The 12,181-nt window shown below is 61.2% G+C and carries 11 protein-coding genes and 1 pseudogene; 4 read left to right on the top strand and 8 right to left on the bottom strand.

The window, feature by feature from the left end; translation table 11 throughout:
• Positions 1-58: 58 nt before the first annotated feature.
• The 3 genes from J4O76_RS18845 to J4O76_RS18855 form a co-directional block, all read right to left on the bottom strand.
• On the bottom strand, positions 59-295 hold the full coding sequence (locus J4O76_RS18845) for a hypothetical protein (protein ID WP_426283598.1): 237 nt from the start codon (positions 293-295) through the stop codon (positions 59-61).
• A 4-nt stretch (positions 296-299) separates the two neighbouring features.
• Positions 300-878 (bottom strand): inorganic diphosphatase, encoded by a 579-nt coding sequence (gene ppa / locus J4O76_RS18850; protein WP_056066165.1) that lies wholly within the window; start codon positions 876-878, stop codon positions 300-302.
• Between the two features lie 77 nt (positions 879-955).
• Positions 956-1,096 carry a hypothetical protein gene (locus J4O76_RS18855; protein ID WP_426283599.1) on the bottom strand — a complete coding sequence of 47 codons (141 nt, stop codon included), beginning with the start codon at positions 1,094-1,096 and terminating at the stop codon, positions 956-958.
• Positions 1,097-1,649: 553 nt separating this feature from the next.
• Here J4O76_RS18855 and J4O76_RS18860 point away from each other — a divergent pair.
• On the top strand, positions 1,650-2,135 hold the full coding sequence (locus J4O76_RS18860) for a hypothetical protein (protein ID WP_426283600.1): 486 nt from the start codon (positions 1,650-1,652) through the stop codon (positions 2,133-2,135).
• A 67-nt stretch (positions 2,136-2,202) separates the two neighbouring features.
• Here J4O76_RS18860 and J4O76_RS18865 read toward each other — a convergent pair whose 3' ends face one another.
• On the bottom strand, positions 2,203-2,511 hold the full coding sequence (locus J4O76_RS18865) for a hypothetical protein (RefSeq protein ID WP_426283602.1): 309 nt from the start codon (positions 2,509-2,511) through the stop codon (positions 2,203-2,205).
• Positions 2,512-2,700: 189 nt separating this feature from the next.
• Between J4O76_RS18865 and J4O76_RS18870 the strand changes: the two genes are divergently transcribed.
• Entirely contained in the window at positions 2,701-3,234 is a 534-nt protein-coding gene (locus J4O76_RS18870; protein ID WP_426283604.1) for a hypothetical protein, read from the top strand.
• A 425-nt stretch (positions 3,235-3,659) separates the two neighbouring features.
• Here J4O76_RS18870 and J4O76_RS18875 read toward each other — a convergent pair whose 3' ends face one another.
• The 4 genes and pseudogenes from J4O76_RS18875 to J4O76_RS18890 all read right to left on the bottom strand — a co-directional run bounded on the left by J4O76_RS18875 (position 3,660) and on the right by J4O76_RS18890 (position 7,195).
• Positions 3,660-3,839 (bottom strand): hypothetical protein, encoded by a 180-nt coding sequence (locus J4O76_RS18875; RefSeq protein WP_426283605.1) that lies wholly within the window; start codon positions 3,837-3,839, stop codon positions 3,660-3,662.
• Between the two features lie 171 nt (positions 3,840-4,010).
• Entirely contained in the window at positions 4,011-4,289 is a 279-nt protein-coding gene (locus tag J4O76_RS18880) for a hypothetical protein (RefSeq protein ID WP_426283606.1), read from the bottom strand.
• A 910-nt stretch (positions 4,290-5,199) separates the two neighbouring features.
• Positions 5,200-5,980, bottom strand: a pseudogene (locus tag J4O76_RS18885) (IS5 family transposase).
• A 75-nt stretch (positions 5,981-6,055) separates the two neighbouring features.
• Positions 6,056-7,195, bottom strand: coding sequence for a DUF1176 domain-containing protein (locus tag J4O76_RS18890; protein WP_426283607.1), 1,140 nt, complete (start codon positions 7,193-7,195; stop codon positions 6,056-6,058).
• A gap of 70 nt (positions 7,196-7,265) precedes the next feature.
• Between J4O76_RS18890 and J4O76_RS18895 the strand changes: the two genes are divergently transcribed.
• Both J4O76_RS18895 and J4O76_RS18900 read left to right on the top strand, forming a co-directional pair.
• Positions 7,266-8,135 carry a 3-hydroxyacyl-CoA dehydrogenase NAD-binding domain-containing protein gene (locus J4O76_RS18895; protein WP_426283608.1) on the top strand — a complete coding sequence of 290 codons (870 nt, stop codon included), beginning with the start codon at positions 7,266-7,268 and terminating at the stop codon, positions 8,133-8,135.
• 634 nt (positions 8,136-8,769) lie between these two features.
• Positions 8,770-11,853, top strand: a complete 3,084-nt coding sequence (locus J4O76_RS18900; protein WP_426283609.1) for a TonB-dependent receptor domain-containing protein — start codon at positions 8,770-8,772, stop codon at positions 11,851-11,853.
• Positions 11,854-12,181: the final 328 nt, after the last annotated feature.

Genomic DNA, 12,181 nt, shown 5'->3' on the forward strand with positions numbered 1-12,181 from the left:
CGTCCATTCGAACAACGCCGGATAGCGACCGTGGAAATGTGAGGCTAGCTTCGCCTCTTTAGCGCGGTCGGCAAGCCCGACCGTGGCCACCCCAGTCGAGCATGTCGGTCGCTGATACCAGCCACCGACATTGGAGCGCGGGAGGCTGGGCATGGCGGTCGCAGATCACGGACCCCAGCGCAGCGGTCAATGCAGTCACATCGGCCAGCCGCCCATGCAGGATCGGCGTCTCGTACAGTCCGGTCTGCGCCACGCGGACGCAGATGCCGTCGAACGCAGGAGACGCCGTGGTCATGCTATCAGCGCCCTGCGGTGTCGTCCGCGTTCATCGGCTCTTCGCCCTTGGCCTTCTCGGCGTTGTAGCGCTCGATCGCCTCGATCGTGACGCGCTTGGCTTCTTCGGCGTCGCCCCACTTGCCGACGCGGACCCACTTCGTCTTTTCCAGGTCCTTGTAGTGGGTGAAGAAGTGCTCGATCTGCTCGAACACGATCTCGGGCATGTCGCCGCGCTCGCCGATGTTGGCGTAGTACGGGAACACCGCGTCGACCGGCACGCAGACGAGCTTCTCGTCGCCACCGGCTTCGTCCTCGAGGTTCAGCACCGCGATCGGCCGCGCGCGGACGACGCAGCCCGGGATGAACGGCGAGCGCGCGATCACCAGTGCATCCAAAGGATCGCCATCGGGGCTGAGCGTGTGCGGCACGAAGCCGTAGTTCGCCGGATAACGCATCGGCGTGTGGAGGATACGATCGACGAACAGCGCGCCCGAGGCCTTGTCGAACTCGTACTTCACGGGCTCGCCACCGGTCGGCACTTCGATGATGACGTTCAGGTCTTCGGGCGGGTTCTTGCCGGTCGGGATGAGGTCGATACGCATAGCGGTCCTTTCGATATGCCGATGCCGGCGCTCCACGGTTGAGAGAGCGGCCGGCATCGGTAGAATACAGTTGCGGGTCAGCGCGGCATCAGCAGCTTGTCCAGCCCGCTGTCACCTGTACCCAGCTTCTGTAGCCGCGGATAGCGCGGGCCGTCATGGTAATCGAGCAAGGCGTCGCGGAAACGGTCGTAGTTCTTTACAGTCAGGCGGATCGGCACTTTCGTGCCTTTTGCCGCGAGGATCGCCGCCTTGATACTGTCGGCCGAATAGGCCTCGGCGTTAACCGCCTCGATCTCGTTGCCGACGTAAGTAACTTCCAGCTGCGTAGCTGACGGACAGTTCCGTTGAACGACGCCGTTACGCTCTGGCTACGGCCGATCTTATTATCCTGCTGCGCACCCTTCCAGAACAATACGAGCGGCCATCGCTCAGGGCGGCGCGTCCATAGGCAGCGCAGTGCCAGACGGACCGGCACGGGTATCGACCCACCCAGCGCTGGTCTGATCAAGCGTCGATCGCAGGATCTGCATCGTCAGATCAACTGTGATTCGCGTTTGCCGGTGCTCTACTCTATAGAACGCAACGGGAACAGACTTGCAAGGATTCGATATAAGCGCACGGCGGTGCGTCATGTAAAACATCTTTTTTCGCGAGATGGCAGTCGCGGATCGCCAGGAGCTTACGAGAACAGGAAGCGGACCACTTCAGGCTCGGATAGGTCGAACGCATATCGGTACTGACAGAAACTGTGCGTCGTCGTAAACGCCCGTCATGTTCCATCTCAAGAAATTACTCTTGCCGCTTGTAGGCGTCGCGCTGATCAGCGCATGCGACCAGTTTCCAATGCCACCAGCACCCGGGAACTCAACTCGGTCAGAACCCATTGTTCAAAACGTCGAGGAGATCGAAGCAGGTGTGCGTCTTGCTGAGGCAGATAAACGGATCGCTGACCTCGAACGAAAGGTCAGCGAACTAGAGGCCACCCCGCAGACGCTTGCATTAGACGTTCTAAAACAGCGGGTGGCGGCACTGGAAGCCGACGTGGCAGATAAGGAAAGCATTGCTCAAGCTCGATCGCTCGTACCGGAGCAGCTCAAAAAAAGGCTGTCAACTGATACCAGCCCGGTACTACCGGGTCGAATCTTGGGACGCTCGCCGACTCCTACTTTGAAACTAAATCTACCTGATCTCGAGAGAAAACCTCGTCCAGCCACTAAGGCGGAAGAAAAAGCTTTTGCAAGAATCAAAGAAGACTAGACCGTGCATCGAAGGTGCCGATCTTGACCTTGCGGAACCCGGTCGCCTTCTGATCTTTGTGACCAGCTTAGTTTCGAGGAATCGTGCAGCTCTCGACGACCTTCACGGTTGTTGAGTTGCTTTCGCTATCTGCATTAAAAACCGAGACGGTCGTAGGGTAAACAGTTTTGGAGGTATCGTTCTCGGTAACCTCATAGTGCGTCCCCACAGATGTTGAAGGAGCAATCTGATTGATACAGGCCTGCACTTCCGATGCAGGTCTCGACGTCCAGATTCCGCCATTCGCGCCTTTTGCGAGCCGGGTTGGTGTTCCGACGCCTGACGAGCACCCGGCTAAAATAAACGTGACGGCGGCAGCTACTGCGAATTTCGACATTCTGGATCTCCAAACGCTTCTTGCGTAGGTGCGCCGGACGTGACGCTCCCGGCACACTTGGTCAACCCCTCGCCCTGACGAAGTAATCTTTGACTTGCTTACCGTTTGCGGAAGGGGCATTTTGGGACAATCGCAGCGGGTAGAGCCTCCCCAAGACGCCTCCCCGCTGCGGTGCTACCGGTTTCCGAAATGCACGACCAGAGCGTCGAGCAATCCTATATTGCTTCACACCACTGGATAGCGGTAACTCTCTGTATGAGGACCATTTTAACGCTAGCCGCAGCTTTCTTCGTATGGAGTTTTGCCGTCGTTCCCGCGCAAGCCGCGGTGACGATCACGTTCTGGAGCCACGAGCTTGGCAACAGCTTCCCGCATGCGTTCTTTTCGTTGCGCGGCGTACCCGATGCCGGCGGTGCGCCGGTCGATACGAATGTTGGGTTCACCGCTAAGTCAGTCTCGCCGGCACTATTGATGGGCCCGGTTGCGGGCGACCTAGACATTCCCAAGCCAGGCTACGTTTCTGCCAGCGACGCGCAATTCTCTGTCGTGATGAGCGACGCCCAATATGTAGCGGTGCTGCGGTTGGTCGACGCGTGGCGTGAGGGGGAAGCCAAACAGCGTGTATCGCCTTTCAGATCACAACTGCGTGACCTTCGTGAAGGAAGCAGCGCGGATCGTTGGGCTTACAGGGCTCGATCAGCCCAAGTTGATGAAAAAACCTAGATCGTATTTGAGGGCCGTACAGGCTGAGAATGCCGGTCGCGTCACGCCGGTTGGCCTTCACGGGAAGGCCTATCTTGCCAGCCTGGCACCTGTCACTCCGACGTCCGAAATGCCCAGGTGAACTACTGCTGCACGGCGACCTCGTGGAGTACGTCCAGCAGCGTGAAGATGTACCCGCTTTCGATATAGTCTTGTGCGAGCCTCACCCCCAGGCTGCTGGGGACAACCGTGCAGTGGCTTATGTAGCCGGTTGATAGCGATCCGTCGGCATGTCGGGCCTTGCGGCTCGATGCGCAGCTCGACGACGTTAGCCACCCAACTCCCGGATGACGTGGGCAGGCACTGAGTTCTCCCGCATCTGTTACGACGTTGGCGTGCCGCACGATATCGCCTGACCAAGGCGCTCGCAAAGGATAGGGACGCTTCTATGCCCAACCTCCAGCGACGAGCGCGGCTTGGAAGGACATCGCATAGCCCGCTACCTTCTCGGCGCGGTCGATCCCGTTGGTGATACGGCGCGCGGAGGTGAACTGGACCGTCGTCGCTCGCCCCTTCGCGGGGAGGTAGCTGGCAAACCGCTTCCCGGTGGACCAGCCTTCGGTCATGCCAAGCACCATTATCTGAGCCGATATCTCGGTCTCCAGGGCGCGGTCGTAGTTCGACGTCAGCGCGCCCTCAGCCCGAGCTCGTCGTCTGCCCGCTCGTAGTTATAGTCCCACGTCAGCTGGACATCACCACGCCCATAAGCAACCTGACTGCCATGCTTTCCCGGCTTACTATATGGATAGTTTCGGCCGCGTCCGATCTCTGGGATCGGCTGCCTGCGCTGGGCGGTTTCGTAAAAACGAGGTGGCGAGCCCGTACGCAACGTACGCCAGCGGCGCGCCGATCACAGCGAACGCGGCCAGCTTCGCCTGAATACCCTCGACTTGCGCCTTCGTCATCGTCCCAAACAGCGGGCGGATCGACGCGAAGAATTTGTCCGGAGACGCCAGCCCATGCGCAGGGCGCGCAGGGCGCGCAGGGGCGGTCGCCGGCTTTAATGCCGTCGCCATGGTAATTTCCTTCCAAGGTGAAGCTTTTGCGATCGGCGGCCGTTCACACGCTCACTGGCGTAGGTTTATCTCCGCTTCTGCTGGTCGGCCTGCCTTGCGTAGTCACTCACGTTCGAGGCGGGCCGTTACCGTCGTGAAACCGTAACGATGGTGTGCTCGTAACTAACCGGCCGGTGTAACCCCAACATGCGCTGGTCGGCCCGTCCCCGGATTTCGCCAGGGCGGGCCGTTACTATTGAACCTCACGTCTGCTTTTGCGTTTTCGTCCGGCCAGGTGCCCGGAAAGTGACTGGCCGGCTCGCTCTTGGCTGACCCTGGGGGCGGGCCGTTACTTATTGCGAGGTATGAGTATTTTGACGAACTGGCGAGCAGGCTGCCGGTTATAAGATACCCGCTGATCACGAAGAAGCCCCAAACCGCAAAGCGGCCAAAGGTCATCTCGCCAGTTATCCGGTAAAGCAGTTCTCGGTTAGCGTTTTTATCAACGATCTCAGGAACATGCGAGAAAATAACCAGAGACGCGAACAGTAACCTTAGGAACCCGAAAGCATTGCTATGACCACCTAACCGTGACGGCGTCTCTGCAAGTTTCATCATTCAATCCCGACATACTCAGGGACTTGGTAGAGACAAACCGCTAGCCAAGAAAGAGCGAAACAATATTAGGACTGAGGCGGGCATACATTCAATCCGGGTTCCCCGCCGTTGCGTAATGCAGGCTGCCGCTGACGGGGTGGAGCGTGTCGTCGGCCTTCTTGATCCCCACGACGAACCGGTCGGTATAGGACTGCACCCGCCAAATCGCGTCAGCCGCCAATACTCCTGGCGTGATTTGGACCACCGGCGCGGAGTTGTATGGGCGGTCGTACGTGCGGGTGGACGACGACTGGCTAGGGTCAGGACTCGTTGATCAAAGCCAGAAGATGACAGTGGCAGCGAGGGCGATGGCGGACAAAAAGTCCGTCGGACACCTATCGTAGCGGGTCGCAACGCGGCGCCAGTCCTTCAGCCGTCCGAACATGATCTCGATACGGCTACGGCGCCTGTAGCGGCGTTTGTCGTATTTTATGGGCTCGAGCCGAAACCCCCGACCTGGGATGCATGGCTGGATGCCCTTGGCCTGCAAGGCATCCCTGAACCAGTCGGCGTCGTAACCGCGGTCGCCGAGCAGCCATTGCGCCTTGGGCAGATCGTCGAGCAATGCGGCCGCACCGGTGTAATCGCTGACCTGTCCAGCGGTCATGAAGAAGCTGAGCGGACGGCCGTTTGCGTCGGTCACGACATGGAGCTTCGTGTTTATGCCACCTTTGGTGCGACCAATTAGGCGCCCGAGATCCCCTTTTTAACCCGCAGGCTCGATGCTGTACGGTGCGCCGTCAGATACGTCGCATCGATCATGACGGTCTTTGGGTCGGCATCAGTGGCAGCCAGACCCTCCATCATGCGGAGGAACACACCCATCTCACCCCACCGTTTCCAGCGATTGTAGAGCGTCCCTTCGGCAGACTCAGGACGGGCTTGTGCGGGCCGTAGCCGCTGGGCGCATCGCTCCAGCGCAGCCCATTGCGGTTCACGAAAACGATGCCGCTCAACACCCGGCGATCGTCAACTCGCGGCTTGCCATGGCTCTTTGGGAAATATCGCCGCAGGCGCGCCATCTGCTCCTCTGTCAGCCAGTACAGGTCGCTCATCCTCGGCCTCCTCACGGAGCCTGAATCAGATCGCGCCTCTCAAATCAATGGGTCCTGACCCTAGAGGGAGGGCGGCTAACGGATAACCTTCGCACGCCAGGTGGTGATGTAGGCGATGTTACCGCGGCATTCGCCCATGTCGGTTTGCTCGGAGAGGCGGAACCGAGTGGCGTCCCAGACGAAGCTCTGGCGCGAGCCGCAATCACCCAGGCCGCGGCCTTTGGCATAGCTTGTGAGGACGCCGTCCTTGAACTCGCCGTTGATGACGCTTTTCACAGAAGTGCCGGTGTCCGCACCAGTTGCTTCGAAGCCTGAACGGGCGTCGAGTTGGGCGGGGGTGATCTTGGTGCCGTCGACGATGAAGAGCGCGCCGATCAGATTGTAAGCACCGGTCGAGCAAGGAAGGATGACCAGCGACTTGCCACCGCCGAGGGCGTACGTTTCAGGGGTGGTGATTGACTCACCGGCGCCGTTAGGGAAGCTGCCGAGATCGCAGGTAGCGCGTTTGCGCATCGTTGCGACCTGGGCACCACTGAGTTTTGCGGGTGTGCCGGAGGGAGCGATCGCGGTGATGATCGGCAGCGACGGTATGGGCGCGCTCGACGGCGCCGCCCCCTTGGCGACGATCGCGTCAATGCTGCCGGCGCGGCCTTGTTGCGCATCGATATAGCGGAGCGCAGCGGCTGCGCCTTTCAGCGAAAGGGTGGCCAGCGTGACACCCTTCGCGTCGAGAAATTTCAGCGATTGGGCATTGGCGATGGCTGCGGCGAGCGCGGTAGCGTCGTGCAGGGCTATACGCTTGCCGTCGACCGCAAAACTGACGGGCGGGCGCTTGGTGGCCGCGTCGTCGTTGCGGGTTTCCAGCGCCAACGAAATCTTGCCGCCACCAGCCGTCACGGGGCCGGGCTCGCGCGACAGGTTGAGTGTAATCATGTCCTCACCGCCCATCTCGGGAAGAAGCGAGCCAAGCGTACAGCGCAGCGTGTTGTCGCAGCCGACGGTCCAGTCGGTGAACGTCTTCAGCTCGCCTGGTTTTGGACGCGTATGAGAGTCGGTCGTGGGTTTTGGTTGGGATATTGCTGGCGTGACAGCAACTGATGTAGCTTTTGGTGCCGTCTCGGCCTTGGGCTGAGGTGCGGGCTGGCTTGCCGAACAGGCTGCGAGCGGCAGCACAACGAGGGGCACGAGAGCGGAAAAGATCGGTTTGCACAGCATAGGTGCAGCCTAGCGGTCTGGCAGCGCGGGGAAAAGCGGCTAGGGAGAGGCAATAAATCAGGAGAGTGATGTGCAGACGATCGGCGTGATTGGTGCAGGGCAGATGGGCGCAGGGATCGCGCAGGTATCGGCGCAGGCGGGGTACCGCGTGCTGTTGGCGGACGTGTCGCTGGACGCGGCCATCAAGGGCAAGGCGGGGATTGCCAAGGCGCTCGCACGGCTGGTCGAAAAGGATAAGATCGCAGGCGACGCTCGCGATGCAGCCCTTGCGCTGATCGAGCCGATCGCAAGCGTGGCAGACATGGGCGACTGCGCGATCGTCGTCGAGGCGGCGACCGAGCGCGAGGGCGTCAAGCGCGCGATCTTCGCCGAGGTCGGCAAGGTGCTGGGGCCGGACGCAATCCTGGCGTCAAACACGTCGTCGATCCCGATCACCCGGCTTGCGCAGGCGGCACCCGATCCAGCGCGGTTCATGGGCGTGCATTTCTTCAACCCGGTCCCTGTGATGCGGCCGATCGAGTTGATCCGGGGTCTTGCAACGTCAGATGCCACGGTAGCGGCGGTCGAGGCGTTTGCGGAGAAACTCGGCAAGCAGGTCGTACATGCGAACGATGCGCCGGGATTCATCGTCAACCGCGTGCTGATGCCGATGATCAACGAGGCGTGCTTCGCGCTGGGCGAAGGCGTGGCGAGCGTGCGTGATATCGATCTGGCGTGCCAGCTCGGGCTGAACCATCCGATGGGGCCGCTGACGCTGGCAGACTTTATCGGGCTCGACACATGCCTTGAGATCACGCGCGTGTTGTTCGAGGGAACGGGCGATCCCAAGTTCCGGCCGGCGCCGCTACTAGTAAAGTATGTCGAAGCCGGGTGGTTCGGGCGGAAGACAAAACGCGGCTTCTACGATTATTCGGGCGCGGAACCTGTGCCGACCCGGTAATCCGTCGCAGGCACCCTGTATCAGACGGGTGAACCCCATCCGCCCTACGATCCAAATCCATGTCCCAGGCCGTGGTGCAGCCTGGGACGTGGTCGACGATCAGGCGTTGGTGCCCCGATGGCGATGACGGGCTATTCCGACCGGATCGGCGGTGTGGACCAGCTACGGCGACTTTAGCCGATATGATTGGCAGAGTGTGGCACCGCTGCTGAGGTTGCACCCGGCTCCACTGCTACAAAATTCAATACTGGCAGCGAGTTGCAGCAACGACACGACTAGGTCGCTTACGGTTCGGACGGACTGCCATCTAAAACAGTACGTCCGGAATAAAGTGCGGTCATTGATACCTATCGCAACAAGCAAAATGCAAAGCGCAATGCCACCTGTTGAGTTTCGAAATATTGGTATTGTTTTGATATTGTGGACGTGACAGCATGTGCCTGTCCGAGGGTCCGGATGGTACTGCCGAACAGTGTCGACAAGGTCACGGGGCAAAAGATCCCGATGAACGAGCGACGGAACGTTCACCGATTGCTTCCGAACAGGGTCGGCAGCAGTCGATATCGCGCGGCATCATCCATGCGACCCGATCGGCAGCACAGGGGGTGATCAAATGGTGTTGTTCAAGGGGTTGATGACCACGACATGTTGCGTGGCCGCGTTGGTCGCGTTGCCGGCTCAGGCCAAGGCTCAGTCGCCGGATACGGGAACGTCGAATACGGGCGTGAGCGACGTCACGCAGGACGGCCAGACCGCAATTGGTGATCCCGTCGCCTCCGCCAAGCTGGCCGCAGACACGGCACGCACCGGTGAGCGCGAAGGGTCGGACATCGTCGTGACCGGTACGCGCATCACGCGCCCGAACAACCGGTCCGCCGCACCGATCGTAACCACGACCGCCGCAGAAATCGCAGCGCAAGGCGCGACAACGATCGAGGAGGTGCTGAACCGCCTGCCGCAGGTCCAGGTGAACTCGGAGCAGAATTTCAGCGATTCCGAAGGTCGTCAGCGAATCAAGCTGCGCAGCTTAGGGTATGAGCGGACGCTGACGCTGATCGACGGCCTACGGGTCGGACTTGCCAACACGGTCGATGTCGGCATCATTCCCAACGCGCTGGTCGAGCGGATCGACGTGCTGACCGGTGGTGCCTCGTCGGTCTACGGCTCGGACGCGGTGTCGGGCGTCGTCAATTTCGTCCTGAAGAAGAACTTCGAGGGCATCCGGGTCGACGCGAACTACAGCTTCTTCAACCACGACAATGACAGCAATGCCGTCACCGACGCAGCCGGTCGCGCGGGGTTCAACGCCAAGCGCGGACTGACCAACGATGGCGGACGCTCCGACATCAGCTTAGCTGCGGGCACCAACCTGTTCAACGACCGGGTAAACATCACCGGCTTCGTCAATTATCGCCAGTCCAATCCGGTCGAGCTGGTCGATCGGTCCTATTCGGTCTGCGAGGCGGTCCAGCCGACCAACACCTCGCCGCTCGGCTGTTCGCGCGCGAGCTTCACGCCGGCAGGCACGATCATCCCGCAGTCGGGGCCCCGCGCCGGGCAGATCCTGGTCAACAATCCCAACGGCAACGGCACCTTCATCCCGATCAACAGCGGACCGCCGGGGACGTCGGCCAACCCTTATGACAATTGGGCGGTGCAGCGCGCGTTCAACCGCATCAACGTTGGCGGTTTCCTGACCGCGAAGATCAGCGACGACATCGAGCTTTACGGCAACGGGCTGTTCTACCGCGACAAATCCTACAACACACAGCTCAACCGCACCTTCAACTTCGGCGCGTACGGTACCGATCCGTTCCGCGTGAACTGCGACAACGCGTTCCTGTCGGGTTCACAGGCACAGGATTTGTGCGGCGCCAATGCCGGCGTCGCCGGGCAATATGCGCCGATCGACGTACGCTATCGCTTCGACGGACTGCCGCTCGTGCAACAGCGCTTCACCAACGAAGGATACCGCATCGTCGCGGGGCTTCGCGGGCGCGGGCTGAACAACGTGTGGTCCTACGATGTCGCGGGCATGATCTCGCGCACGCGGCTCGACACCATCGACGTGCCGTTCGCGCGCTATGACAACATCAACCGCTCGCTCGACGTCGTCCGCGTCAACGGCACGCCGACCTGTCGCGCGGTCGTCAACGGCACCGATCCGTCCTGCGTGCCGTTCAACGCGTTCGCCCCGTTCAACCAGGACGCCGCGCTCAACCAGTATCTCTATGGCGGCGCGACCGGCGGGATCAGCACGCGCATCCCGCGGCTGTTGCAGTTCGTCGGCACCGTCAGCGGTGATCTGGGCAAATACGGCATCACCTCGCCGCTCGCGGAACAGGGCATCGCGATAGCCCTCGGGGCGGAATATCGCGAGGAAATGGAACGGACGATCGTCAACGAGATCTTCCAGCAGAACAACGGCGGCGAGAACCAGCGCTTCACGCAAAGCATCCTGGAGGCCAACACCGAAATCCAGGCACCGCTGATCGAACACCGCCCGTTCGCGGAACTGTTGCAGGTCAATGCCGGCTACCGCGTGTCGAAATACAACCGGCTCGACGGCAAGTTCGATACCTGGAAGGTCGAGGGCCTGTGGGCGCCGATACCCGATATCACGCTGCGCGCGTCCTACAACAAGTCGCAGGCCGCGCCGGGCGTCAGCACCGCACAGGGTGCCGCCAACATCTTCTGGAACCAGGGATTCTATTCCGATCCTTGCGCACCGCGGGTCGATCCGTCGAACCCCAATGGCGGACGCCTGGCGCCGTCTGCAACGTTGCAGCAATGCCGCAACACCGGGCTTGCCGACAATCTGTACGGCAGCGCCTCGCTGATATGCCCCGACGATCGGTGCACTGTGCGCGAAGGCGGATTCGAACTGAAGCCGGAAAGCGCCTATACCAAGACGTTCGGCGTCGTGCTGCGCCCGCGCTTCCTGCCCGGCCTGACGGTGTCGATCGACCGTTGGCTGATCGACCTGAAGGACCAGCTCGACTTCCTTCAGCCGCAGAACATCATCGGCGAGTGCCTGGCCACCGGGAACGACTATTTCTGCCGCGGCATCGTCCGCAACCCCGGCACCGGCACGCTGTCGAGCTCGCCTGCGACCAGCCCGGCGACGGGTTGGGTGGCTCGCGGCTCTGCCAATGGCTACAAGTCGCAGTCGCACGGCTGGGATTTCCAGGGGCAGTATAATGTCGGCCTTGGCGGCGCCGGGCGGCTCGACATGAGCTTCAACGGCACGCTGATGACCCGCGTCGGTTCGCAGTCGTCGCCGACCATCGAACCGCGGAACTGCGTGGGGTATTTCGGCAACCTGTGCGGCGAAAGCATGCCGCGTTGGAAGCACCAGCTCCGCACCACCTGGACCGCGCCCGACCGCTCGACCAGCCTGTCGGTCAACTGGCGTCACCGCGGCGCGATGCCGCTCGACAACTATGCACCTGCGGACACTGGCATCCCGGCGCAGGACGCCAGCGCACTGCGCGATCAATATCCAGGCGTCGGCTCGTACAACTGGATCGACGTCGCGCTGAGCTTCGACATCAACAAGCAGATGACGTTCCGACTGGCTGCGAACAACGTGTTCGACCGCGATCCGCCGCTCATTCCGGACAGTCGTTCGCGAATCGGGCTGCTCCGCGGCAATACCGTGATGGGGTATGATCTGCTCGGACGGCAGCTCGTCGCAGGCGTCTCGCTGCGGCTGTAACGACATCAGACGCCTGATGCCGGGGTCTCTATCCATGTCGATCGAGATCCCGGCTATTTTCGATCTTTCTCTGTCACACTCACCGGCTACGCGCATCGGCGCGATGCGTAGGCGCATTGCGGGCTGTAACAGCGAGGACTCCGGAAAACGGGGTTGGCCGCGTTCACCAGCCGATCCCAGCCGCGCGGGCAACACCAACGCCGGGAGCGCCAAGGCATGGCCTGCGTCACGATGTAATAGCCGCGACGTACGCTTATAGAGCCTGGAGACGCTAGGTTTGTCGGCCATCGCAGTCCTCTAGTCTCGAACGGGGCAATTGCCGGCAATA

The organism is Sphingomonas sp. NFX23, assembly GCF_049887795.1.
GTDB lineage: Bacteria > Pseudomonadota > Alphaproteobacteria > Sphingomonadales > Sphingomonadaceae > Sphingomonas.

Excerpts from the sequence above, each read along its gene's own strand:
- J4O76_RS18880 (WP_426283606.1), bottom strand. The coding sequence starts at position 4,289 with ATGGCGACGGCATTAAAGCCGGCGACCGCCCCTGCGCGCCCTGCGCGC.
- J4O76_RS18900 (WP_426283609.1), top strand. The coding sequence starts at position 8,770 with ATGACCACGACATGTTGCGTGGCCGCGTTGGTCGCGTTGCCGGCTCAG.
- J4O76_RS18870 (WP_426283604.1), top strand. The coding sequence starts at position 2,701 with ATGCACGACCAGAGCGTCGAGCAATCCTATATTGCTTCACACCACTGG.
- J4O76_RS18860 (WP_426283600.1), top strand. The coding sequence starts at position 1,650 with ATGTTCCATCTCAAGAAATTACTCTTGCCGCTTGTAGGCGTCGCGCTG.
- J4O76_RS18875 (WP_426283605.1), bottom strand. The coding sequence starts at position 3,839 with ATGACCGAAGGCTGGTCCACCGGGAAGCGGTTTGCCAGCTACCTCCCC.
- J4O76_RS18865 (WP_426283602.1), bottom strand. The coding sequence starts at position 2,511 with ATGTCGAAATTCGCAGTAGCTGCCGCCGTCACGTTTATTTTAGCCGGG.
- ppa (WP_056066165.1), bottom strand. The coding sequence starts at position 878 with ATGCGTATCGACCTCATCCCGACCGGCAAGAACCCGCCCGAAGACCTG.
- J4O76_RS18845 (WP_426283598.1), bottom strand. The coding sequence starts at position 295 with ATGACCACGGCGTCTCCTGCGTTCGACGGCATCTGCGTCCGCGTGGCG.
- J4O76_RS18890 (WP_426283607.1), bottom strand. The coding sequence starts at position 7,195 with ATGCTGTGCAAACCGATCTTTTCCGCTCTCGTGCCCCTCGTTGTGCTG.